Below are 23,779 nucleotides of genomic sequence, written 5' to 3'. Positions count from 1 at the left end.
GAAAGTGATTGACGCATTCGTTCGTATCGGGCCTTTGATGGACCCCGCCAGTTACCCCCAATGGGCCCAGCAACTGATTGAAGACTGCCGCGAGAGCAAGCGCAGGGTGGTTGAGCATGAGTTTTATGCACGACTACGCGATGGCCAGCTGAAGCAATCGACCATCCGCCAGTACCTCATCGGTGGCTGGCCGGTGGTGGAGCAGTTTTCGTTGTACATGGCGCATAACCTGACCAAGACCCGCTATGGCCGGCATCAGGGCGAGGACATGGCGCGGCGCTGGCTGATGCGCAACATCCGCGTCGAGCTCAACCATGCCGACTACTGGGTGAACTGGTGCCAGGCGCACGGTGTGCATCTGCACGAGTTGCAGGCGCAAGAAGTGCCGCCCGAGCTGAACGGCCTGAACGATTGGTGCTGGCGGGTGTGCGCCACCGAGAACCTGGCCATTTCCATGGCGGCGACCAACTACGCCATCGAAGGCGCGACCGGTGAATGGTCGGCGGTGGTGTGCTCGACCGACACCTATGCGCAGGGGTTTCCTGAAGAAGGGCGCAAGCGGGCGATGAAGTGGCTGAAGATGCATGCCCAGTATGACGATGCGCACCCGTGGGAGGCGCTGGAAATCATCTGTACCCTGGCTGGTGAGAACCCCACCCTGGGGTTGCGGACCGAGCTGCGCAGGGCCATTTGCAAGAGTTACGACTGCATGTTCCTGTTCCTGGAGCGCTGCATGCAGCTGGAAGGGCGCCAGCAAGGCCGTATGCGGCCGGCGTTGGCTGCGGGCTGATCGCTTTCCTGTACCGGCCTCTTCGCGGGCTTGCCCGCTCCCACAGGATCACCGCAACTTTCAAGGATTGCGCCCTACCTGTGGGAGCGGGCAAGCCCGCGAAGAGGCCGATGCAGGTTTATTGGGCGTTGAACGCCTGCCCGTTCACCCCTGTGCTGTCCGGCCCCATCAGGTACAGGTACACCGGCATGATCTCTTCGGGCAGCGGGTTGTTCTGCGGGTTCTCGCCGGGGTAGGCCTGGGCCCGCATTGCCGTGCGCGTGGCGCCTGGGTTGATACTGTTGGCGCGCACCGGCGCCACGCCTTCCAGTTCATCAGCCAAGGTCTGCATCAGGCCTTCGGTGGCGAACTTCGACACGCCATAGGCGCCCCAGTAAGCCCGGCCCTTGCGCCCCACGCTGCTGCTGGTGAACACCACCGAAGCGTCTTCCGACAGCTTCAGCAGCGGCAGCAGGGTGCTGGTGAGCATGAAGGTGGCATTGACGTTGATGTGCATCACGCGCATGAAGTTGTCGCCCGACAGCTGTTCCAGCGGTGTGCGCGGGCCGATGATCGACGCATTGTTGAGCAGGCCATCGAGGCGGCCGAACTGGCCTTCGATCATGGCCGCCAGCTCGTCGTACTGGTGTGGCAGGGCGGTTTCCAGGTTGAACGGGATAACCACCGGCTGCGGGTGGCCGGCGGCTTCGATCTGGTCGTAGACCTCGTTCAGGTTGGCCTCGGTCTTGCCCAGTAGCAGCACGGTGGCACCCAGGGCGGCATAGGCCTTGGCAGCTGCGGCACCAATGCCACGGCCGGCACCGGTAACCAGGATGACCCGGCCTTGCAGCAGGTCGGGGCGGGCGGTGTAGTCGAACATGGTTCTGTCCTTCGAGTTCGTGTGGGCGGCCCGGGGCTATCGTAGGAGCGGGTTTGCCCGCGAATGCGTCAGCCCAGACAACACTGGCGTCTGATCGGACGCATTCGCGGGTAAACCCGCTCCTACAAAAGGGCGGTGCCCGGTCATCGGTCTGGGTTCAGCAGCCGCACAGCGCGCTGTCGATCACTTTGCGCAGTTCCAGCGGGTGGTCCACCACCACGTCGGCACCCCAGTTGTTGGGGTTGTCCTCTGGATGAATATAGCCGTAGCGCACGGCTGCCGTGCGGGTACCTGCGTCGCGGCCAGACTCGATGTCGCGCAGGTCGTCGCCGACGAACAGCACACTGGCCGGGTCCAGATTCAGCGTCTTGCAGGCCAGGATCAGCGGCTCGGGGTCGGGTTTGCTGTTTTTCACGTGGTCCGGGCAAATCAGCAATGCCGAGCGCTCGGCCAGGCCCAGCTGCTGCATGATCGGCTCGGCGAAGCGCACCGGCTTGTTGGTGACGACGCCCCACAGCAGGTTGCCTTTCTCGATGTCGGCCAGCAGCTCGGCCATGCCCTCGAACAGCTTGCTGTGCACCGCGCAGTCGCGCTGGTAACGCTCGAGGAACTCCAGGCGCAGGGCCTCGAAGCCGTCAGCCTCCGGGTCCATGGCGAACGCAGTGGCAACCATGGCGCGGGCGCCACCCGAGATAACGCCACGGATCAGGTTGTCGTCAACGGCCGGCAGCCCGCGTTCGGCGAGCATGGCCTGGCAAATGGCGATGAAGTCCGGCGCCGTGTCCAGCAAGGTGCCGTCCATGTCGAAGAGTACTGCTCGCAAACGCATGCTTATTCCTCGCGCAGGGTCTGGATCATGTAGTTGACGTCGACGTCGCTGTTGAGCTTGTAGTGCTTGGTCAGCGGGTTGTAGGTGAGGCCGATGATGTCCTTCACCTGCAGGCCTGCATCGCGGCTCCAGGCGCCCAGCTCGGACGGGCGGATGAATTTCTTGAAGTCATGGGTGCCGCGCGGCAGCATCTTCAGGATGTACTCGGCGCCGACGATGGCCAGCAGGTAGGCCTTGGGGTTGCGGTTGATGGTGGAGAAGAACACCTGGCCGCCCGGCTTGACCATGCGGTAGCAGGCGCGGATCACCGAAGACGGGTCGGGCACGTGCTCGAGCATTTCCAGGCAGGTAACCACGTCGAACTGTTCGGGCATTTCCTCGGCCAGGGCTTCGGCGGTGATCTGCCGGTATTCCACCTGCACGCCGGACTCCAGTTGGTGCAACTGAGCCACCGCCAGTGGCGCCTCGCCCATGTCGATACCGGTGACCGTGGCGCCGCGCAGGGCCATGGCTTCGCTGAGGATGCCGCCACCGCAACCCACGTCCAGCACTTTCTTGCCGGCCAGGCTGACGCGCTCGTCGATCCAGTTGACGCGCAGCGGGTTGATTTCGTGCAGCGGCTTGAACTCGCTTTCGCGGTCCCACCAGCGGTGGGCCAGCGCTTCGAACTTGGCGATTTCGGCGCGGTCGACGTTGCTCATTGAACAGTCCTCTGAAACTTCGCAAAATTGCGCCGGAGTATACCCGAGCGCTTGGCCGCGAGGGTCGCTATAATCGCCCGTTTTTGATATCCGAATGACGGGGAGAGGCGATGCGCGAGCGACTTTTGGCGGCGGAGAAGGTGACCGCGATCCGCTGGCAGGGCGGCGCCTTGCACCTGCTCGACCAGCGCCTGCTGCCGTCGGAGGAGCGTTGGCTGGCCTGCGACAATGTTGCGCAGGTGGCCGCAGCCATCCGTGACATGGCAGTGCGCGGCGCCTCGGCGATCGGTATTGCCGCAGCTTACGGCCTGGTACTGGCCCTTGAAGAGCGGCTGGCCGAAGGTGGCGATTGGGAAATGGACCTGGAAGACGACTTTCTCACCCTCGCCGAAGCGCGTCCTACCGCCGCCAACTTGTTCTGGGCGCTGAACCGCATGCGCGAGCGTCTGCTGCGCCTGCGTCCGGAAGAAGACGTTCTGGCGGCGCTGGAGGCCGAAGCGGTGGCCATTCACGAAAGCGACCGTGAGGCCAACCTGACCATGGCCCAGCAGGGTATCGAACTGATCCGTCGTCATCAGGGCAATGCCCAGGCCCTGCTCACCTTCGGCAACGCCGGCGCCCTTGCCAGTGGTGGCTTTGGCACCGCACTGGGGGTGATCCGTGCCGGCTACCTGGAAGGCATGGTCGAGCAGGTTTATGCCGGTGAGACTCGCCCTTGGCTGCAGGGCTCGCGCCTGACGGCCTGGGAGCTGGCCAACGAGGGAATTCCGGTGACCCTTTGTGCCGACTCCGCGCTGGCCCACCTCATGAAGACCAAGGGCATCACCTGGGTGGTGGTGGGGGCGGACTGCATCGCTGCCAATGGTGACATGGCCGGCAAGATCGGCACCTATCAGCTGGCCGTCAGTGCCATGCACCATGGGGTGCGCTTCATGGTGGTGGCGCCGAGCACCAGCATCGACCTGAACCTGGCAACCGGCGAGGATATTCCCCTGGAAGAGCGTGACGCCGACGAGTGGCTGGACTTTGGCGGTGCCCCGGCGGTACGGGATGTGCAGGTATTCAACCCGGTGTTCGACGTGACCCCGGCCGACCTGATTGACGTTATCGTGACCGAACGGGGTGTTGTAGAGCGTCCGGATACTGCCAAACTGGCCCAGTTGATTTGCCGCAAGCGCCTGCACTGACTTTGTATCGTCTCACCGGCCTCTTCGCGGGCTTGCCCGCTCCCACAGGGATATCGCATGGCCTTAGGGCTGTGGTGAACCTGTGGGAGCGGGCGAGCCCGCGAAGAGGCCGGTGCAGGCAATACAAAAATCAGGTTTCAAACGCGGCTGAGACCAACTGCCACCTCTCCCCACCGCCCCTGCGTTTGTGATAACATCCGGCAGTTTCCAAGACCGCCCATCACGGCGGCCTTCATTGCGCAGATCCATGGCACAACTCATTGATTTGTCGTAAGTCGTCGCACCCTTATGCGCTGCGGCGGCGAGCTTCGTTCGGCCCTTGATGGAGCTGCGAAGTTTCACCAGAAAAAGGAATCAGGCTTCTCATGGGCGAACTGGCCAAAGAAATCCTCCCGGTCAATATCGAAGACGAACTGAGACAGTCTTACCTCGACTACGCGATGAGCGTGATTGTCGGGCGAGCGCTGCCCGATGCGCGTGACGGCTTGAAGCCCGTGCATCGCCGCGTTCTCTATGCGATGAGCGAACTGGGCAACGACTGGAACAAGCCGTACAAGAAATCCGCCCGTGTGGTCGGTGACGTGATCGGTAAGTACCACCCGCACGGCGACACTGCGGTCTACGACACCATCGTGCGTATGGCCCAGCCGTTCTCGTTGCGCTACCTGCTGGTCGACGGCCAGGGCAACTTCGGTTCGGTGGACGGCGACAACGCTGCTGCCATGCGATACACCGAAGTGCGCATGACCAAACTGGCCCACGAACTGCTGGCCGACCTGCACAAGGAAACCGTCGACTGGGTGCCCAACTACGACGGCACCGAGCAGATCCCGGCGGTCATGCCGACGCGTATTCCCAACCTGCTGGTCAACGGTTCCAGCGGTATTGCCGTGGGCATGGCGACCAATATCCCGCCGCACAACCTCGGCGAGGTCATCGATGGCTGCCTGGCGCTCATCGACAACCCGGAAGTCACCATCGATGAGCTGATGCAGTTCATCCCTGGCCCGGACTTCCCGACTGCCGGCATCATCAACGGTCGCCAGGGCATCATCGAGGCCTATCGCACCGGTCGTGGCCGCATCTACATGCGCGCCCGCTCCGAGATCGAAGACATCGACAAGGTTGGCGGTCGCCAGCAGATCGTGATCACCGAGCTGCCGTATCAGCTGAACAAGGCGCGCCTGATCGAAAAGATCGCCGAGCTGGTCAAAGAGAAGAAGATCGAAGGTATCACCGAGCTGCGCGACGAGTCCGACAAGGACGGCATGCGCATCGTCATCGAGCTGCGTCGCGGTGAGGTGCCGGAAGTGGTGCTCAACAACCTCTACCAGCAAACCCAGCTGCAGAGCGTATTCGGCATCAACGTGGTGGCCCTGGTTGACGGCCGTCCGCGCCTGCTCAACCTCAAGGACCTGCTCGAAGCGTTCGTCCGCCACCGCCGTGAAGTGGTGACCCGCCGTACCGTATTCGAGCTGCGCAAGGCCCGTGAACGCGGCCATATCCTGGAAGGCCAGGCGGTTGCGCTGTCCAACATCGACCCGGTCATTGCCCTGATCAAGGCCTCGCCGACGCCGTCCGAAGCCAAGGAAGCCCTGGTTTCCACACCGTGGGAATCCAGTGCCGTGCAGGTCATGGTCGAGCGCGCCGGCGCCGACGCCTGCCGCCCTGAGGACCTGCCGGAGCAGTACGGCCTGCATGACGGCAAGTACTTCCTGTCGCCGGAACAGGCCCAGGCCATTCTCGACCTGCGCCTGCACCGCCTGACCGGCCTGGAGCACGAGAAGCTGCTGGCCGAGTACCAGGAAATCCTCGAGCAGATCGGCGAGTTGATCCGCATCCTCAGCAGCGCCGAGCGCCTGATGGAAGTGATTCGCGAGGAGCTGGAGGCCATCCGTGCCGAGTACGGCGATGTGCGCCGCACCGAAATCCTCAATGCCAGCCACGACCTCAACTACGGCGACATGATCCCGGAAGAAGAGCGCGTGGTCACCATCTCCCATGGTGGTTATGCCAAGACTCAGCCATTGTCCGCCTACCAGGCCCAGCGCCGCGGCGGCAAAGGCAAGTCCGCGACCGGCGTGAAGGACGAGGACTACATCGAGCACCTGCTGGTCGCCAACAGCCATGCCACCCTGTTGCTGTTCTCCAGCAAGGGCAAGGTGTACTGGAAGAAGACCTACGAAATCCCCGAAGCGTCCCGCGCTGCCCGCGGTCGACCGCTGGTCAACCTGCTGCCGCTGGAGGAGGGTGAACGCATCACCGCCATGCTGCAGATCGACCTCGAAGCGCTGCAGCAGAACGCCGACCTCGACGAATTGCTGGACGAGGCTGATGACACCGTGCTCGAGGGTGAGCTGGTTGAGGCCGAGGAAGTCGACGAAGAAGACGGCGACACCCCGGAGTGGGTTGCAGAGCCGACCGGCGCATACATCTTCATGGCGACCGCTTCCGGTACCGTCAAGAAGACCCCGCTGGTGCAGTTCGCCCGTCCGCGCTCCAACGGCCTGATCGCCCTGAAGCTGAAGGAAGGCGACACCCTGATTGCCGCAGCCATCACCGATGGCGCCAAGGAAGTCATGATGTTCTCCGACGCTGGCAAGGTCATCCGCTTTGCCGAGAGCGTCGTGCGTGAAATGGGCCGCAACGCCCGTGGTGTACGCGGCATGAAGCTGGGCAAAGGCCAGCGGATCATTTCGATGCTGATCCCGGAGTCCGGCTCGCAGATCCTCACCGCCTCCGAGCGTGGCTTTGGCAAGCGCACCCCGCTGTCCAAATTCCCGCGTCGCGGCCGCGGTGGCCAGGGTGTGATCGCCATGGGTACCAAAGGGCGCAACGGCCTGCTGATCGGGGCTATCCAGGTGCAGGAAGGCGAGGAGATCATGCTGATTTCCGACCAGGGCACGCTGGTTCGCACCCGGGTTGGCGAGGTGTCCAGCCTCAGCCGCAACACCCAGGGCGTTACGCTGATCAAGCTGGCGGCCGATGAGACACTGGTGGGCCTGGAGCGTATTCAGGAGCCGTCCGAGGACGAACTCGATGAAGTGATCGAGGCGGACGAGGAGGGTGTCGAAGCCGAAGCGCCAGACGAAGCTGCAGGCGCCGAAGAGGCCCCGCAAGAGTAATCAAGCGTGAAACCCGAACGGGGCGACCAAGGTCGCCCCGTTTGACTGATAACAGCTGGCAAAGCCCGGCCTTGTGGGAGCGGGCATGCCCGCGAAGCAGACACTGCGGTAGATGGCACCGGCTTTGCCGGTGTTCGCGGGCTCGCCCGCTCCCACAGGGTCGCTGCGAACCCATGTGATAGTTTTTGTTCTATTTGGCAGAGCGAGAGTGGATGTGAGCAAACGAGCCTTTAACTTCTGCGCAGGCCCTGCCGCGCTTCCTGACGCTGTCCTGCAGCGCGCACAGGCCGAGATGCTGGACTGGCGTGGCAAGGGCTTGTCGGTGATGGAAATGAGCCATCGCAGCGACGATTACGTGGCCATCGCCGAAAAGGCCGAGCAGGACCTGCGTGACCTGCTGTCCGTCCCCTCCAACTACAAGGTGCTGTTCCTGCAAGGGGGCGCCAGCCAGCAGTTCGCTGAAATCCCGCTGAACCTGCTGCCGGAAAACGGCACGGCCGACTACATCGAAACCGGCATCTGGTCGAAAAAGGCCATCGAGGAAGCGCGCCGTTTCGGCAACGTCAACGTCGCCGCCACTGCCAAGCCTTACGACTACCTGGCCATCCCTGGCCAGAACGAGTGGAACCTGACCAAAAACGCAGCCTACGTGCACTATGCGTCCAACGAGACCATCGGTGGCCTGCAGTTTGACTGGGTGCCGCAAACCGGTGACGTACCGCTGGTGGTCGATATGTCGTCCGACATCCTCTCGCGCCCGATCGATGTGTCGCAGTTCGGCCTGATCTACGCCGGCGCGCAGAAGAATATCGGCCCAAGCGGTCTGGTGGTGGTGATCGTGCGCGAAGACCTGTTGGGCCATGCCCGCAGCAGCTGCCCGACCATGCTTGACTACAAGGTTTCGGCTGACAACGGGTCGATGTACAACACCCCGGCCACCTACTCCTGGTACCTCTCGGGCCTGGTCTTCGAGTGGCTGAAAGAGCAGGGCGGTGTCGAGGCGATGGAGCAGCGCAACCGTGCCAAGAAAGACTGCCTTTACGGGTTCATCGATCGCAGCGAGTTCTACACCAACCCGATCAGCGTCAACGCCCGTTCGTGGATGAACGTGCCGTTCCGCCTGGCTGACGAGCGCCTGGACAAGGCCTTCCTCGCTGGCGCCGACGCGCGTGGCCTGCTCAACCTCAAGGGCCACCGTTCGGTTGGCGGCATGCGCGCCTCCATCTACAACGCCCTGGGCCTGGAAGCGGTAGAAGCGCTGGTAGGCTACATGGCTGAATTCGAGAAGGAGCATGGCTGACATGTCCGAACAGGAGCTCAAGGCGCTGCGCGTACGCATCGACAGCCTCGACGAGAAAATCCTCGAGCTGATCAGCGACCGCGCCCGCTGCGCCGAAGAAGTGGCCCGGGTCAAGACTGCCTCGCTCAAAGAAGGCGAGAAGCCGGTGTTCTACCGTCCCGAGCGTGAAGCTGCGGTGCTCAAGCGCGTGATGGAGCGCAACAAGGGCCCGCTGGGCAATGAAGAGATGGCGCGGCTGTTCCGCGAAATCATGTCGTCGTGCCTGGCCCTGGAAGAGCCGCTGAAAATCGCCTACCTCGGCCCTGAAGGCACCTTCACCCAGGCGGCGGCCATGAAGCACTTCGGCCACGCGGTGATCAGTCGGCCGATGGCGGCCATCGACGAAGTGTTCCGTGAAGTGGCGGCCGGTGCCGTCAACTTCGGTGTGGTGCCGGTGGAAAACTCCACTGAAGGTGCGGTCAGCCACACCCTGGACAGCTTCCTCGAGCATGACATGGTGATTTGTGGTGAGGTCGAGCTGCGTATCCACCACCACCTGCTGGTGGGCGAGAACACCAAGACCGACAGCATCACCCGCATCTACTCCCACGCCCAGTCGCTGGCCCAGTGCCGAAAGTGGCTGGATGCGCACTACCCGAACGTGGAGCGCGTGGCCGTATCGAGCAATGCCGAAGCGGCCAAGCGAGTCAAGGGCGAGTGGAACTCGGCGGCGATCGCCGGCGATATGGCGGCCAACCTGTACGGCCTGACCCGCCTGGCCGAGAAGATCGAAGATCGCCCGGACAACTCCACGCGCTTCCTGATGATCGGTAACCAGGAAGTACCGCCGACCGGCGACGACAAGACCTCGATCATCGTTTCGATGAGCAACAAGCCAGGTGCGTTGCATGAGTTGCTGGTGCCGTTCTATCAGAACGGCATCGACCTGACCCGCATCGAGACCCGCCCGTCGCGCAGCGGCAAGTGGACCTACGTGTTCTTCATCGACTTCGTCGGCCACCACCGCGACCCGCTGATCAAGGCGGTGCTCGAGCAGATCAGCCAGGAGGCTGTGGCGCTGAAGGTGCTGGGCTCTTATCCGAAGGCGGTGCTTTGATTCAGGGGCCTTGGGGCTGCCCTGCAGCCCTTCGCGGGCATGCCCGCTCCCACAGTGAGCATGTGATGCCGAGCTCTGTGGGAGCGGGCTAGCCCGCGAAGGGTCGCGCCGCGGCCCCAATGGCCCTCACAGGCTACCTAGATTTCTGAACAGGGTTCGCACCAGTGGTAAATGCAGCAAAAACCAAACCTGCGCCCATCATCGACCGCCTGGTCGTGGTCGGTCTCGGCCTGATCGGCGGCTCGTTCGCCAAGGGCCTGCGTGAAAGCGGCCTTTGCCGCGAAGTGGTCGGTGTCGACCTGGATGCCCCCTCGCGCAAGCAGGCCGTGGCCCTGGGCGTGGTCGACCGCTGCGAAGAAGACCTTGCCGCCGCTTGTGTGGGCGCCGATGTCATCCAGCTGGCCGTACCCATCCTGGCCATGGAAAAAGTCCTCGCGCGCCTGGCCCTGCTCGACCTGGGTGATGCAATCATCACCGACGTCGGCAGCGCCAAGGGCAACGTCGTGCGTGAGGCGCGTGCCGTCTTCGGTGCGCGCCTGCCGCGTTTCGTCCCGGGCCACCCCATCGCCGGTTCCGAGCAGAGCGGGGTAGAGGCGTCCAATGCCACCTTGTTCCGCCGGCACAAGGTGATCCTCACGCCGCTGGCCGAAACCGACCCCGCCGCGCTGGCCCTGGTTGACCGCCTTTGGCGTGCGCTGGATGCCGATGTGGAACACATGTCGGTCGAGCGCCATGACGAAGTACTGGCCGCCACGAGCCATCTGCCACACCTGCTGGCCTTTGGCCTGGTCGACTCACTGGCCAAACGCAATGAAAACCTCGAGATCTTCCGGTACGCTGCGGGTGGGTTCCGCGATTTCACAAGAATCGCCGGCAGCGATCCGACCATGTGGCATGACATTTTCCTCGCCAACCGCGACGCTGTCCTGCGCACGCTTGATACATTTCGCAGCGATCTCGACGCCCTGCGCGACGCGATCGCTGAAGGGGATGGGCACCAACTGCTGGGTGTATTCACCCGCGCACGGGTTGCCCGCGAGCATTTCAGTAAAATCCTGGCCCGCCGGGCCTATGTGGACGCTATGAACGCCAACGATCTGATTTTCCAGGCCCAACCGGGTGGCCGCCTGAACGGGCGGATCCGTGTACCGGGCGACAAGTCGATTTCCCATCGCTCGATCATGCTCGGCTCGCTGGCCGAAGGTACTACCGAGGTCGAAGGCTTCCTCGAAGGCGAAGATGCGCTGGCGACCCTGCAGGCATTCCGTGACATGGGTGTGGTCATCGAAGGCCCCAACCACGGTCGTGTAACCATTCACGGCGTGGGCCTGCATGGCCTGAAGCCGCCACCAGGGCCGCTGTACGTAGGTAACTCCGGTACTTCGATGCGCCTGCTGTCGGGCCTGTTGGCCGGTCAGCCGTTCGATGTCACCATGACCGGCGACGCCTCGCTGTCCAAGCGCCCGATGAACCGTGTGGCCAACCCGCTGCGCGAAATGGGTGCTGTGGTCGAGACCGGCCCGGACGGCCGTCCGCCGCTGACCATCCGCGGTGGCCACAAGCTCAAAGGGCTGACCTACACGCTGCCGATGGCCAGCGCCCAGGTCAAATCCTGCCTGCTGCTGGCCGGTCTGTACGCCGAAGGCAAGACCACTGTCACCGAGCCTGCGCCTACCCGTGACCACACCGAGCGCATGCTGCGCGGTTTTGGCTATTCGGTCGACAGCAATGGCCCAGTGGCCTCGCTGCAGTCCGGTGGCAAGCTGACCGCTACCCGGATCGAAGTGCCGGCTGACATTTCCTCGGCAGCGTTCTTCCTGGTCGCAGCCTCTATCGCTGAAGGCTCCGAGCTTGTGCTGGAGCATGTCGGCATCAACCCGACCCGTACTGGCGTGATCGACATCCTGCGCCTGATGGGCGGCGACATCACCCTGGAAAACCAGCGTGAAGTGGGCGGCGAGCCCGTGGCCGACCTGCGTGTGCGCGGTGCCAAACTTAAGGGTATCGACATTCCTGAAGCGTTGGTGCCGCTGGCCATCGACGAATTCCCGGTACTGTTCGTGGCCGCTGCCTGCGCTGAAGGGCGTACCGTGCTGCGTGGCGCCGAAGAGCTGCGTGTGAAGGAGTCCGATCGCATCCAGGTGATGGCCGATGGCCTCACCACCTTGGGCATCAAATGCGAGCCGACCCCGGACGGCATCATCATCGACGGCGGCCAGCTGGGCGGCGGCGAAGTGCATGGGCATGGTGACCACCGCATCGCCATGGCCTTCAGCGTGGCTTCGCTGCGCGCCAGTGCGCCGATTCGCATTCACGACTGCGCCAACGTCGCCACCTCGTTCCCCAACTTCCTGGCGCTGTGCGCCGAAGTGGGGATTCGCGTGGCAGAAGAGGGCAAGTCGTGAATTCAATGGCACCGGTTATCACCATCGACGGGCCAAGCGGCTCGGGCAAGGGCACGGTCGCCGGGCTGATTGCCCGCGAGTTGGGCTGGAAGCTGCTGGACTCTGGCGCGCTGTATCGCTTGCTGGCATTCAATGCCAGCAACCACGGCGTCGACCTGACCAACGAAGAGCTACTGACCAAGCTTGCCGCCCATCTGGATGTGCAGTTCATCGCTGCCGAGCCCGGTAAGCTGCAACAGATCATCCTTGAGGGTGAGGACGTCAGCAACGTCATCCGTACCGAAACCGTCGGTGCTGGTGCATCGATGGTGGCCTCGCTGCCGGCGGTGCGTGATGCGCTGCTGGTACGTCAGCGTGAGTTCCGCGAAGTGCCAGGGCTGATTGCTGACGGGCGCGACATGGGTACCGTGGTGTTCCCGGACGCGCCATTAAAGGTCTTCCTCACCGCCAGCGCGGAGGAGCGCGCACGTCGCCGCTACCTGCAGTTGAAGGGCAAGGGTGAAGATGTTAGTCTGTCGAGTCTGCTGGATGAGATTCGTGCGCGTGATGAACGTGACACCCAACGTGCAGTGGCCCCGCTGAAACCAGCGGCCGATGCCATTCAGTTGGACTCTACCGAGTTGTCCATCGAGCAGGTGTTGCAACGTATCAGAAGCGAGATCGCCCAGCGCGACCTTATCTGATAGCCAGGAAAGCAGGCAGGGGCACCAGTCAACGTCCTGCCGGCTTTCCTTTACTTAAAACGAACCCACATTGTCTGGAATGTGGTTATGGGCGTCTGTTTCGCCCGAATCTACAGGAATTAAAATGAGCGAAAGCTTTGCAGAACTCTTTGAAGAAAGCCTGAAAACCCTCAATCTTCAGCCGGGTGCGATCATCACCGGTATCGTTGTCGACATCGACGGCGACTGGGTTACCGTACACGCTGGCCTGAAGTCCGAGGGCGTCATCCCGCTCGAGCAGTTCTACAACGAAGCTGGCGAGCTGACCATCAAGGTCGGTGACGAAGTTCACGTTGCGCTGGACGCGGTCGAAGACGGCTTTGGCGAAACCAAGCTGTCCCGTGAAAAAGCCAAGCGCGCCGAGTGCTGGATTGTTCTGGAAGCAGCTTTCGCCGCCGAAGAAGTGGTCAAGGGCGTTATCAACGGTAAGGTTAAGGGCGGCTTCACTGTCGACGTTAACGGCATCCGTGCGTTCCTGCCGGGCTCCCTGGTTGATGTCCGCCCAGTGCGCGACACCACCCACCTGGAAGGCAAAGAGCTGGAATTCAAGGTCATCAAGCTGGACCAGAAGCGCAACAACGTTGTCGTTTCCCGTCGCAGCGTGCTGGAAGCCGAGAACAGCGCCGAGCGCGAAGCCCTGCTGGAAACCCTGCAGGAAGGCCAGCAAGTCAAAGGTATCGTCAAGAACCTCACCGACTACGGCGCATTCGTGGACCTGGGCGGTATCGACGGCCTGCTGCACATCACCGACATGGCCTGGAAGCGCATCAAGCACCCATCGGAAATCGTTAACGTTGGCGACGAAGTCGACGTACGCGTTCTGAAGTTCGACCGTGAGCGCAACCGCGTTTCGCTGGGTCTGAAGCAGATGGGCGAAGATCCGTGGGTAGCTATCACTGCCCGTTACCCAGAAGGTACTCGCGTACAGGCTCGCGTTACCAACCTGACCGACTACGGCTGCTTCGCTGAGCTGGAAGAAGGCGTTGAAGGTCTGGTACACGTTTCCGAAATGGACTGGACCAACAAGAACATCCACCCGTCGAAAGTCGTTCAGGTTGGCGACGAAGTGGAAGTCATGGTTCTGGACATCGACGAAGAGCGTCGTCGTATCTCCCTGGGCATCAAGCAGTGCAAGTCCAACCCATGGGAAGACTTCTCCGGCCAGTTCAACAAGGGTGACAAGATCACCGGTACCATCAAGTCGATCACCGACTTCGGTATCTTCATTGGTCTGGACGGCGGCATCGACGGTCTGGTTCACCTGTCCGACATCTCCTGGAACGAAACCGGCGAAGAAGCCGTACGTCGTTTCAAGAAGGGCGACGAGCTGGAAACTGTCATCCTGTCGGTTGACCCAGAGCGCGAGCGCATCTCCCTGGGCATCAAGCAGCTGGAAGACGATCCGTTCTCCAACTTCGTTGCTGTCAATGACAAGGGCGCTATCGTCAAGGGCATCGTGAAAGAAGTTGACGCCAAAGGCGCCATCGTCACTCTGGCCGACGACATCGAAGCCACTCTGAAAGCTTCCGAAATCAGCCGTGACCGCGTTGAAGACGCGCGTAACGTTCTGAAAGAAGGCGAAGAGATCGAAGCCAAGATCATCAGCGTTGACCGCAAGTCCCGCGTTATCAGCCTGTCGATCAAATCGAAAGACGACGCTGAAGAGCGCGAAGCTATCCAGAGCCTGAAAAACGCTCCGGAAGCTGCTGCCGACACCACCATGGCTGCGCTGCTGCGCGAAGCAATGGCCAAGCAGAACTGAGTTCTGTTTGATCGGTAAAAAGGGCGACCCTCGGGTCGCCCTTTTTTTTTGTGCTCCGCAACCAGGTGGCGCGGCGGATGGCACTGCTGGATCACGCCAGCTTCAGGCTGGCGAAGCCCGTTGTAGGAGCGGGTTCACCCGCGAATCAGGCAGCGCGGTAGATGGCACCGGCTTCGCCGGTGTTCGCGGCTAAACCCGCGCCTACGCCGATGTCGCCAGGCCCAGTGTAGGAGCGGGTTCACCCGCGAATCAGGCAGCGCGGTGGATGGCACCGGCTTCGCCGGTGTTCGCGGCTAAACCCGCGCCTACGCCGATGGCGCTGGATCACACTCGCCTCAGGCTGACACGCCCCGTTGTAGGAGCGGGCTTGCCCGCGAATCAGGCGGCGCGGTGGATGGCACCGGCTTCGCCGGTGTTCGCGGGTAAACCCGCTCCTACGCCGATGGCACCGGACCACGCGAGCTTCAGGCTGGCACAACCCAGTGTAGGAGCGGGCTCACCCGCGAATCAGGCAGCGCGATGGATGGCACCGGCTTTGCCGGTGTTCGCGGGTAAACCCGCTCCTACGCCGATGGCGCCGGACCACGCGAACTTCAGGCTGGCATAACCCAGTGGAGGAGCGGGTTCACCCGCGAAGCAAGCGCCGCTGGCCTGCCTGAGTGGTAGACCATTCTTGAATTACTTCAATCTTGAATTTTTTTATTAAGTCAAGATCCACCCTGTTCAAATCCTTCCCAGCGTGCTACAAACTGGTTAAGCAATGATCTAGCTGCTTGATAACGAAGGGAAAAATATGACGAAGTCGGAGCTGATCGAACGTATTGTCACCCATCAGGGGCTGCTCTCGTCCAAGGATGTGGAGCTGGCCATCAAGACCATGCTTGAGCAGATGTCGCAATGCCTGGCTACCGGCGATCGCATCGAGATCCGCGGTTTTGGCAGCTTCTCGCTGCACTATCGCGCCCCTCGCGTAGGCCGTAACCCGAAGACCGGCCAGTCGGTCAGCCTCGAAGGCAAGTTCGTGCCGCACTTCAAGCCCGGCAAAGAGTTGCGTGACCGGGTCAATGAAGACGAGCATGAAGAGGCCCATACCTGATTCCACAAGGAGCAATCTGATGCGTAACCTCAAGCGCGCCCTGGCGGCGGTGTTCGTGCTGCTATTGGCGGCTGTGGTGTTGTTCTTCGTGCTGGAGAACCAGCAAACCGTGTCACTGGTCCTGTTCGGTTGGGCTGCACCCGCCATGCCGGTTGCTGTCCTGGTGTTGGCTGCCTTGGTCATTGGCCTGGCAGTCGGGCCGTTGCTGGGGGCCTACGGCGTGCAGCGCAGCAAGCGCAAGATCAGGGCTTCTGCTCGTCAGGCGGCATTGAACGGCAACTAAGGAAATTTCCTACACCTACTAAAGAAAGGTTCACCTATGCATGCGTCGGTCGTCATGGAGTAATAGTCCACTTCATTTTCGGTCCAGGCGAGTGTGCGCAGCATGGAATATCCCAGCCTTTCCCATCACGGTGGTACCCGGGGTGTCACCGGGTCCTGTCACCAGCTGCACCTCGGTCCATCCACCAGTTTGCTGGTCGACTGCGGGCTGGAACAGGGAAGTGATGCGCCGCCCGGTGCAGAATCCGCCCCTCTCGGTTTTGATATCCAGGGTATTCAGGCTCTGGTCATCACCCATGTCCATCTCGACCATGTTGGGCGCATCCCTGCGCTGCTGGCAGCGGGTTACCGTGGTCCTATCCTGTGCAGCGAGCCCTCGGCCCGGCTGCTGCCGCTGGTACTGGAAGACGCCTACAAGCTGAGCATCAGCAGCGAGCCTGCGCAGGTGGCGCGCTATCTCGAATTCATCCGTGACCTTATCGTGCCGCTGCCCTTCGAGCAGTGGCACACGGTGGTTGAGTGCCCTGGTCTTGCCTGTCGTATTCGCCTGCAGCGTGCAGGGCATCTGCTGGGTTCCGCTTATGTCGAGTGCGATATGCAGCATGAGCAAACCAACAGCCGGTATGTGTTTTCTGGCGATCTGGGCGCTTCTGGCAACCCGCTGCTGCGCCCGGTGCAGCCCCCGGAGCGTGCTGACGTGCTGGTGTTGGAAAGCACCTACGGCGACCGCCTGCACCCGCAGGCAGACGACCGCCGTCAGCGGCTGGAAGACGCCATCGACCGAGCCCTCGCCGACAAGGGCACCCTCTTGATTCCTGCATTCAGTCTTGGTCGTACGCAGGAGCTGTTGTACGAGCTGGAAGACATTCTGCACCGCAAAGCCCTGCTGAACACTACTGGTCCGGCTCCGGACGGTGAGTCAATCGACTGGTCACAGTTGCCCATCATCCTCGATTCGCCCTTGGCTCAGCGCATCACCAGCGTGTACCGGGAGCTGCACGAATACTGGAATGCAGAAGCCAGGGCGCGTGTTGCTGCAGGGCGCGATCCACTCGGCTTCAGCCAACTGATCAGTGTGGACACCCATGCCCGCCACCAGCAGGTGGTCAATTACCTCAAGAGCACCGGGCGACCGGCGATCGTGATTGCCGGCAATGGCATGTGTTCGGGTGGGCGCATTGTCAACTACCTCAAGGCCATGCTTGGGGATCCGCGGCATGAGGTGATGTTTGTGGGGTATCAGGCTAAGGGGACGCCGGGGGCGGTGATACAGGCGAGTGAGGGGGCGGAGGGTTTTGTGCAGATCGACCTGGATGGGCATATGTACGAGGTGCGGGCAAAGGTCATGACATTGTCGGGGTACTCGGGGCATGCGGACCAAAAAGGGTTAGTGAGCTTCGCAACACGAGGCGCTAGCTTGGCAGTGAATATCCTCTTAGTGCACGGCGATCCTAATGCGAAAGCTGCGTTGAGCCAGGCCTTGATGACCGCAAGCTTAGCGTTCAAGCACAAGGTAGAGGTGAGCATTCCTCGATAACGACCTGACAATCTGAACAGGCCATGGTGGAACCAGGGCACTACTTTTATGGTCATTGCCTCTCAGGTCACATGGGGGGGCAGCATTTTTCCCAGCTTCCTTCGGTCAGCTCCAGGATCAAGCAGAGGCTAATTGCCGCTGCGCTCGATTTTAGTTACCGTAGGAGCGGCCGCTATAGAATTCAGCGCTGCTTGGTATACCAGTAGTCTGTTCAGCTTATCGGAATCAAGGAAAAATAAAAGAAATGCGCAATGACCTCGAGCGCTTCAAGCAAGAGCGTGAATTTGATATTTTCGATTTGACTGAAGGGGTATGGCGGCAGCGTTGGTTGGTGCTGGTGGTTACTGCAGTGGTGGTGGCGGTCTTCGCTATTTACGCGATTGCAGTGACGCCCGTTTATCAAGCCAAGCTGAATGTTCAGCCTCCGTTAGATAGCGATATCAATCAGCTGAATGTCGGGCGGTCGGATGGCAAAGGGCTCCTTGTGCCAATAACGGCAAAGTTTGTTAATGATGTATATTTGCGAAACTTGCAGTCCAATGTTTTGCGTCAAATGTTTTACAAACGTGTCTATTTGACGAGTTTTGTTGAAAATGTTGAGGGTGAATCGCAAGCAGGGCTTTATGCAAAATTTAATTCTCAGTTTTTGGTTGGTATACATCAGTCAGAGCAATATGCAACAGTAACGGTGTTGGCAGAAGATCCTAAACAAGCTGCTGATTGGGCTGTGCGCTATGCGGAGATGGCGGGTGAGCAATCAAAAAAAGAGTTGATAGAAAGGGTGGTGTCAGACTTTAAAGTTGAAGCTGATAATCTTCAGCAGTCTATAGATTCTGCGCGGGCGAAAGCCAGGCTTGAGCGGGATGACCGCATTGCCCAATTGACAGAAGCCTTGAAAATATCAAAGTCGATTGGTTTGGAAAAACCGCCGATTATTGAAAATAATCTTTCGTCTGAAGTTTCTGCAGGTATGAATGGGTCGTTAATGTACATGCGGGGGAGCAAGGCTCTGGAGTCGGAAATTCAGAATCTCCAGACACGCTCGTCTGATGATCCATTCGTCAATAACCTCCGCGAGCGTGAAGAGCAGGCGGCCGTTTATCGATCTTTGAAGGTTAGTCCTGATCAATTTTCGGTGTATCGTCAGGATGGTGTGGTCGAGATACCAGAGACGCCGATTAAACCAAGGAAGGCATTGCTGGTGGCTGTCGGAATGTTTGCGGGCTTGTTTCTAGGGATTTTTATTGCTCTTGTTCGCGAGGCTTGGCGTTTCCGTCAGGCGCGTTTGCGCACGTAGTCAATAGCCGGTTGGCCGGTGCTGTGAGTTATCGTATTCCTTGAAGACAAGCGCCATGGAACGACTCACCAGGCTAAAGCAATGATCAAATTTTAAAGGGTTCGATTAAAAATGAATGAGCGATATCTAGTCTCAGTGGTAGTGCCAACCCATAATCGCTCAAAGTATGCGATCCCTTGCGTAAAAAGCCTGCTGGAAATTAAAAGCGAACGGCTGCAGGTTGTTGTGCATGACACCAGCAATGATGACTGTGCTCTCGCGGCGTGGGCGGCCGCCCAGACAGATTCGCGTTTGGTGTACGTACATTGGAAAAATCGTCTTTCCATGACCGAGAATCATGAGCGTGCGATTGAGCTGGCAGAAGGCGAATACGTATGCCTGATCGGTGACGACGACACAGTCTCCGCGAGAATCATCGAAGCAGCCGAGTTCGCAAAATCTGAGGCGATCGAAATGCTGACGCCACAGGTAAAAGCGTTTTACTACTGGCCTGACTTTCGGACCAGGTTCTATGGCGCCGCGCATGCCGGGCGCATTTACTTGGACGATTTTTCCGGTGGATGCATGCAGTATGACGTGAAAGCACGTTTGGATATTGCACTGCATGAAGCTTGTCAGGGTACTGATGCGTTACCCAAGCTTTATCACGGATTGGTCAAGCGCCGTCTTCTGGATGAGCTTCGGCAGCGTAGCGGCAAGATCTTCTATGGAACTAGCCCCGACATGTCAGCCTCCATCTCGCTATCTCTGATAGGTAAAACATACTCCCTCATAGACTTTCCCTTTACCATGCCAGGCGGTGGCGGAGGCAGCAATAGCGGGCGCAGTGCTATGGGGAAGCACAAGGGAGATCTTAAAAGCGATCCACACATGAAGCCGTTCACCGATCTGCGTTGGCCGCCTGAGTTGCCGATGTTTTTCAGTGTGGAGACTGTCTGGGCCCACGCTGCATGGGCCACCCTTGAGGGCTTAGGTGATAAAGCTCGTCAAGCCCAGTTTAATCTGGCTCGGCTTTATGCTTTATGTCTTTTCCATCATCGGGATTATGCAAAGGAGGTGCTCTCGGCGCGGCGTGCTGCTAAGCAAGGCGGATGCACCCAAGTCGGTACTGCCCGGATCGTTTCGGAGCTGTTCTCTGTCGTCTGCAAGTATGCGCTTGCGAGGTTTAAGCGCGTTTTGAAGCCCAAGGCTAGTAATGGTCGAGAAGTAGTAGCTGTGGTTGAAGACGTGTATCTCGCCCGGCAGGCCTTGGATCAGCGACTGCCTTTGAGCTTGTCAGGCTCTGCACAAAGCGAGTCATCGTCAGTAAACGCTCAAGGTAGTGAGTGATTGTGCAGCCATGAAGATAGCCAACCTATCATCGCTATTGCTTGCCAGTTTTTCTGGAAAATTGATCTATGCGTTGGCAAGCTTGGTTTCCCTGCCTGTGGCAGCACATGTCTTGGGGGCCGAAGCGGTGGGGTTGGTCGGTTTCTTCACCACGCTTCTGATGGTACTGATGGTGCTAGAGGGAGGGCTTACCAGTAGTGTAATACAGCGTTTGGCGAGTATCAGAGGCTCACGATTAATCGGGCGCTCACATCGTCCCATTTTCGCACTCATCAATACCTATCTGCTGGTGTTCACCTTAATGGGTTTGGTGGCGGCGTTAGTGATTGTGATGGCTTCACCTATGCTTGTGTCAAGTTGGCTGAAGCTCACCGTGATTGCTGAGCAGCAAGCACTATATAGTTTGTATTGTATGGCTATATTTATTGGGCTGAATCTCCCGGTGATGTTGTTGCAGGGGGTGTTCGCCGGCCATGAGCTCCAGCAGTCTTTAAATAAGATTTATATTCCGTACTCCATAATGCGGACGCTAGGCGTGCTTCTGGTTGTTAGCGAGGTTTCGCGTCTTAATAGTGTGGTTGGCTATTTTGTAGTTCAGGTTGTGGTGCAATTTGTTTATGTCCTTTCCTTGCTCTTGGTGTTGAAAAGGCACGGAGCTCTCGGGCGAGCCAGGGTCCACTTTAAATATCTGAAGCACGGAATTGCTTTTAGTCGAGGGGTTTTTCTAATCTCACTGACCTCGCTGATAACAGTGCAATACGATAAGGTATTCATGAGCGGTAAGCTTGGCTTGGAAGAGTATGCTTATTACAGTCTGGCGAGCACGATCGCTGGATTTCCCTACATATTCTCGACAGCGTTTAATGCTGTTTTGTTTCCGAGGTTTTCAAGTAACTTGCGGCTTGGCCAGTTGGACGTAATAGAAAAAATATTTCGTGCTGCACTGGTTTTGTTCTCCCTTGTCATGACCATTATGTGCAGTGCGGTATTCTGGTTTGCTCAGCCCGTTCTACTTATGCTGTTTGAGCCGTTCCTGGCAAACGGAATGGCGATCGTGTTGCCGTGGCTATTGGTTGGAACGGCATTACAATCTCTCTTAATTATTCCCTTCGCGCTGCAGTTGGCGGCAAGTTGGACTTCACTGTCTTTTCGCTTGAATTTGGTGGCAGTGCCGGTCATGCTGTTGGCACTACCCACTCTGGTGGCTCACTTTGGAGCGGTCGGCGGAGGGTACACTTGGGTGCTTTACAATTTGTTTTCGCTTGCGTGTACTGCATATTTCACCTGCCGTCGCTTTCCTTGGTTAAAGAGCGCATATAGGGCCTGTCTGATAGCTGTGCTCTTCACTACGGCGCTGGCGAACGGAATTTTTTTCCTATGTTCAATTTGGTTAAGCAGCGGTTTGGCTGTCTTGGTCGTCACGTGTCTTTCTTCGGCAGCGTTGTGCGCAGTAGGCTTGGTAGTTTTTCGACGGCATCTTGCTGGACTCAGATGACGTGACCGTATACGCTTTCCTGATTAGGGAGAATGACAATGAAAATCATGGTGCTCGGTGCGTCCGGGATGTTAGGTAGCGCGGTATTCAGGCATCTGGCGTCTGATCCGCGCTACGACGTATGTGGTACCGTCCGTAGTGCGGGAGTGTTACGATTTTTCTCACCGGCTGAGCAGGTGCGCATTCAGGTGGGTATCGATGTGCTTAACCAAGATGAGGTTTTAGCACTGTTCAATCAGCACCGTCCTGACGTAATAATCAATTGCACCGGTTTAATAAAGCAACTGGCAACTGCAAACGATCCGCTTGCTGTACTGCCGATCAACTCTTTGCTACCCCATCGGCTGCAAAAGATAGCCAGTTTGATTGGCGCTCGTCTAGTTCATATTAGTACGGATTGCGTGTACGCCGGCACTCGAGGGATGTACATTGAGTCAGACCCGTCTGATGCAGAGGACCTTTATGGTAAGTCGAAGTATATTGGAGAGGTCACTGATGCGACTAATGCCATTACACTCAGGACTTCCATTATTGGACATGAGCTGAGCAGTAGCAAATCACTCATTGATTGGTTCTTGTCGCAAACAGGTCCAGTGAAGGGTTATCAACGAGCGATTTTTTCAGGCTTGCCCACCGTTGAATTAGGTCGGATCATCGGCAATCTCGTTTTGCCTAATGCTGAATTAAGCGGCCTTTATCACGTGTCAGCTGAAGCCATTGACAAGTATTCGCTGTTAAGTAAAGTCGCGAGAATTTATGGTAAGGCTATCACTATTACAGCCGATGATGAGGTAGTCATTGACCGGTCTCTCGATTCGACACGTTTCCGAGAAGCTGTCGGATATTTGCCTCCCTGTTGGGATGATTTGATATCTAGCATGCGCGACTTTAAATAGATTTATCAGGGCAAATATATGTTCAAAAATAAAGTATTGATGATTACCGGTGGCACTGGATCGTTCGGTAATACAGTGCTAAAGCGCTTTCTGGATACTGATGTTAAAGAAATAAGAATATTCAGTCGCGATGAAAAAAAACAAGAAGACATGCGTATCGCCTTGGGTAACGACAAGGTAAAGTTTTATATTGGCGATGTTCGGGACTATAGCAGCCTTATACAGGCAATGGTGGGCGTGGATTATATTTTTCACGCTGCAGCACTAAAGCAAGTTCCATCTTGTGAATTTTTTCCAATGGAGGCCGTGAAAACCAATGTCATGGGGACTGAAAACGTTCTCAATGCGGCGGTTGAGTGTAAGGTCAAGCGCGTTGTTGTTTTGAGTACTGATAAAGCGGTTTATCCCATAAATGCGATGGGTATTTCCAAGGCTCTAGCTGAGAAGTTGGTAATCGCGAAATCTCGGATGATTCCCGATACTTCACCCACCGTTATATGTGCCACTCGTTACGGCAATGTCATGGCGTCCCGCGGGTCAGTGATTCCGCTATTTGTGAATCAACTTAAGTGTGGGCAGGCGTTGACGGTCACAGACCCCAATATGACGCGTTTTCTGATGTCATTGGAGGATTCGGTCGATCTGGTTTTGCACGCGTTTGAGCACTCCCAGCAGGGTGATATCTTTGTTCAGAAAGCGCCCGCTTCGACAGTGGGAGATTTGGCGGAAGCGCTCAAGCAGCTCTTTGTATCAAGCAGTGAAGTCAAGGTGATTGGTACCCGGCACGGCGAAAAGCTCTACGAGTCATTGATATCTCGCGAAGAGATGGCTAAGGCTGAGGACATGGGGCGGTACTATCGGATACCTGCCGACAATCGCGATCTGAACTATGAGAAGTATGCTTCTGATGGCGAGCAGGAGGTCTCTCAGCTTGATGACTACACCTCTCATAATACAACGCTGCTGTCCATCGAAGAAATCAAGGAGACGTTGTTGAGGTTGGAGTATATTCAGCAAGAGTTGAAGGTTTGACTGCGATGTCTCTTTGGTTGCAGTGCATTATCTTTAATG

The 23,779-nt window shown here is 58.7% G+C and carries 19 protein-coding genes; 16 read left to right on the top strand and 3 right to left on the bottom strand.

Annotation, left to right across the window (positions count from 1 at the left end):
- Nucleotides 1-4: 4 nt before the first annotated feature.
- Nucleotides 5-790, top strand: a complete 786-nt coding sequence (locus QYE47_RS17410; protein WP_010952802.1) for a TenA family transcriptional regulator — start codon at nucleotides 5-7, stop codon at nucleotides 788-790.
- Nucleotides 791-908: 118 nt separating this feature from the next.
- On the opposite strand, the gene QYE47_RS17405 is transcribed toward QYE47_RS17410, so the two are convergent.
- The 3 genes from QYE47_RS17405 to ubiG all read right to left on the bottom strand — a co-directional run bounded on the left by QYE47_RS17405 (nucleotide 909) and on the right by ubiG (nucleotide 3,179).
- A complete protein-coding gene (locus QYE47_RS17405) occupies nucleotides 909-1,649 on the bottom strand; it encodes a YciK family oxidoreductase (protein WP_003252656.1) in 741 nt (246 codons plus the stop codon).
- A gap of 157 nt (nucleotides 1,650-1,806) precedes the next feature.
- Nucleotides 1,807-2,478: an N-acetylmuramic acid 6-phosphate phosphatase MupP gene (mupP, locus tag QYE47_RS17400; protein ID WP_010952803.1), complete on the bottom strand. Its 672-nt coding sequence runs from the start codon at nucleotides 2,476-2,478 to the stop codon at nucleotides 1,807-1,809.
- 2 nt (nucleotides 2,479-2,480) lie between these two features.
- Nucleotides 2,481-3,179, bottom strand: a complete 699-nt coding sequence (gene ubiG / locus QYE47_RS17395; protein WP_003252662.1) for a bifunctional 2-polyprenyl-6-hydroxyphenol methylase/3-demethylubiquinol 3-O-methyltransferase UbiG — start codon at nucleotides 3,177-3,179, stop codon at nucleotides 2,481-2,483.
- A gap of 110 nt (nucleotides 3,180-3,289) precedes the next feature.
- On the opposite strand from ubiG, the gene mtnA reads away from it, so the two are divergent.
- The 15 genes from mtnA to QYE47_RS17320 all read left to right on the top strand — a co-directional run bounded on the left by mtnA (nucleotide 3,290) and on the right by QYE47_RS17320 (nucleotide 23,740).
- On the top strand, nucleotides 3,290-4,366 hold the full coding sequence (mtnA, locus tag QYE47_RS17390) for an S-methyl-5-thioribose-1-phosphate isomerase (protein WP_019439148.1): 1,077 nt from the start codon (nucleotides 3,290-3,292) through the stop codon (nucleotides 4,364-4,366).
- Between the two features lie 365 nt (nucleotides 4,367-4,731).
- A complete protein-coding gene (gene gyrA / locus QYE47_RS17385; RefSeq protein WP_014592026.1) occupies nucleotides 4,732-7,491 on the top strand; it encodes a DNA gyrase subunit A in 2,760 nt (919 codons plus the stop codon).
- Between the two features lie 214 nt (nucleotides 7,492-7,705).
- The gene (gene serC, locus QYE47_RS17380; protein ID WP_026031981.1) at nucleotides 7,706-8,791 is read left to right on the top strand and encodes a 3-phosphoserine/phosphohydroxythreonine transaminase; all 1,086 of its coding nucleotides are present in this window, start codon (nucleotides 7,706-7,708) and stop codon (nucleotides 8,789-8,791) included.
- Nucleotides 8,784-9,887 carry a prephenate dehydratase gene (gene pheA / locus QYE47_RS17375; RefSeq protein WP_010952807.1) on the top strand — a complete coding sequence of 368 codons (1,104 nt, stop codon included), beginning with the start codon at nucleotides 8,784-8,786 and terminating at the stop codon, nucleotides 9,885-9,887. The genes serC and pheA overlap by 8 nt, the downstream gene beginning before the upstream one ends.
- Before the next feature lie 197 nt (nucleotides 9,888-10,084).
- Nucleotides 10,085-12,292 (top strand): bifunctional prephenate dehydrogenase/3-phosphoshikimate 1-carboxyvinyltransferase, encoded by a 2,208-nt coding sequence (locus QYE47_RS17370; protein WP_033725117.1) that lies wholly within the window; start codon nucleotides 10,085-10,087, stop codon nucleotides 12,290-12,292.
- Nucleotides 12,289-12,975, top strand: a complete 687-nt coding sequence (gene cmk / locus QYE47_RS17365; protein WP_010952809.1) for a (d)CMP kinase — start codon at nucleotides 12,289-12,291, stop codon at nucleotides 12,973-12,975. The genes QYE47_RS17370 and cmk overlap by 4 nt, the downstream gene beginning before the upstream one ends.
- A gap of 124 nt (nucleotides 12,976-13,099) precedes the next feature.
- Complete coding sequence (rpsA, locus tag QYE47_RS17360; protein WP_003252673.1) at nucleotides 13,100-14,776, top strand: 30S ribosomal protein S1; 1,677 nt, start codon at nucleotides 13,100-13,102, stop codon at nucleotides 14,774-14,776.
- Between the two features lie 793 nt (nucleotides 14,777-15,569).
- Nucleotides 15,570-15,872, top strand: coding sequence for an integration host factor subunit beta (gene ihfB, locus QYE47_RS17355; protein WP_010952810.1), 303 nt, complete (start codon nucleotides 15,570-15,572; stop codon nucleotides 15,870-15,872).
- Nucleotides 15,873-15,891: 19 nt separating this feature from the next.
- On the top strand, nucleotides 15,892-16,155 hold the full coding sequence (locus QYE47_RS17350) for a lipopolysaccharide assembly protein LapA domain-containing protein (protein ID WP_003260859.1): 264 nt from the start codon (nucleotides 15,892-15,894) through the stop codon (nucleotides 16,153-16,155).
- A 102-nt stretch (nucleotides 16,156-16,257) separates the two neighbouring features.
- Nucleotides 16,258-17,691, top strand: a complete 1,434-nt coding sequence (locus QYE47_RS17345; protein WP_019439150.1) for an MBL fold metallo-hydrolase RNA specificity domain-containing protein — start codon at nucleotides 16,258-16,260, stop codon at nucleotides 17,689-17,691.
- Nucleotides 17,692-17,935: 244 nt separating this feature from the next.
- Complete coding sequence (locus QYE47_RS17340; protein ID WP_019439151.1) at nucleotides 17,936-18,988, top strand: Wzz/FepE/Etk N-terminal domain-containing protein; 1,053 nt, start codon at nucleotides 17,936-17,938, stop codon at nucleotides 18,986-18,988.
- Nucleotides 18,989-19,099: 111 nt separating this feature from the next.
- Complete coding sequence (locus QYE47_RS17335; protein ID WP_014592019.1) at nucleotides 19,100-20,317, top strand: glycosyltransferase; 1,218 nt, start codon at nucleotides 19,100-19,102, stop codon at nucleotides 20,315-20,317.
- Nucleotides 20,318-20,327: 10 nt separating this feature from the next.
- The gene (locus QYE47_RS17330; protein ID WP_014592018.1) at nucleotides 20,328-21,812 is read left to right on the top strand and encodes an oligosaccharide flippase family protein; all 1,485 of its coding nucleotides are present in this window, start codon (nucleotides 20,328-20,330) and stop codon (nucleotides 21,810-21,812) included.
- 38 nt (nucleotides 21,813-21,850) lie between these two features.
- Complete coding sequence (locus QYE47_RS17325) at nucleotides 21,851-22,708, top strand: SDR family oxidoreductase (RefSeq protein ID WP_070384211.1); 858 nt, start codon at nucleotides 21,851-21,853, stop codon at nucleotides 22,706-22,708.
- Between the two features lie 18 nt (nucleotides 22,709-22,726).
- Complete coding sequence (locus tag QYE47_RS17320; RefSeq protein WP_014592017.1) at nucleotides 22,727-23,740, top strand: polysaccharide biosynthesis protein; 1,014 nt, start codon at nucleotides 22,727-22,729, stop codon at nucleotides 23,738-23,740.
- The last annotated feature ends 39 nt before the right edge of the window (nucleotides 23,741-23,779 follow it).

Origin of the sequence: Pseudomonas sp. 2,4-D, assembly GCF_030418155.1 — a bacterium.
GTDB lineage: Bacteria > Pseudomonadota > Gammaproteobacteria > Pseudomonadales > Pseudomonadaceae > Aquipseudomonas > Aquipseudomonas alloputida.
This window is presented reverse-complemented; position numbering and strand designations above follow the sequence as displayed.

Coding starts and splice junctions, on each gene's coding strand:
- QYE47_RS17405 (WP_003252656.1), bottom strand. CDS start 1,649: ATGTTCGACTACACCGCCCGCCCCGACCTGCTGCAAGGCCGGGTCATC.
- mupP (WP_010952803.1), bottom strand. CDS start 2,478: ATGCGTTTGCGAGCAGTACTCTTCGACATGGACGGCACCTTGCTGGAC.
- ubiG (WP_003252662.1), bottom strand. CDS start 3,179: ATGAGCAACGTCGACCGCGCCGAAATCGCCAAGTTCGAAGCGCTGGCC.
- mtnA (WP_019439148.1), top strand. CDS start 3,290: ATGCGCGAGCGACTTTTGGCGGCGGAGAAGGTGACCGCGATCCGCTGG.
- gyrA (WP_014592026.1), top strand. CDS start 4,732: ATGGGCGAACTGGCCAAAGAAATCCTCCCGGTCAATATCGAAGACGAA.
- pheA (WP_010952807.1), top strand. CDS start 8,784: ATGGCTGACATGTCCGAACAGGAGCTCAAGGCGCTGCGCGTACGCATC.
- rpsA (WP_003252673.1), top strand. CDS start 13,100: ATGAGCGAAAGCTTTGCAGAACTCTTTGAAGAAAGCCTGAAAACCCTC.
- ihfB (WP_010952810.1), top strand. CDS start 15,570: ATGACGAAGTCGGAGCTGATCGAACGTATTGTCACCCATCAGGGGCTG.
- QYE47_RS17350 (WP_003260859.1), top strand. CDS start 15,892: ATGCGTAACCTCAAGCGCGCCCTGGCGGCGGTGTTCGTGCTGCTATTG.
- QYE47_RS17345 (WP_019439150.1), top strand. CDS start 16,258: ATGGAATATCCCAGCCTTTCCCATCACGGTGGTACCCGGGGTGTCACC.
- QYE47_RS17340 (WP_019439151.1), top strand. CDS start 17,936: ATGCGCAATGACCTCGAGCGCTTCAAGCAAGAGCGTGAATTTGATATT.
- QYE47_RS17335 (WP_014592019.1), top strand. CDS start 19,100: ATGAATGAGCGATATCTAGTCTCAGTGGTAGTGCCAACCCATAATCGC.
- QYE47_RS17330 (WP_014592018.1), top strand. CDS start 20,328: ATGAAGATAGCCAACCTATCATCGCTATTGCTTGCCAGTTTTTCTGGA.
- QYE47_RS17325 (WP_070384211.1), top strand. CDS start 21,851: ATGAAAATCATGGTGCTCGGTGCGTCCGGGATGTTAGGTAGCGCGGTA.
- QYE47_RS17320 (WP_014592017.1), top strand. CDS start 22,727: ATGTTCAAAAATAAAGTATTGATGATTACCGGTGGCACTGGATCGTTC.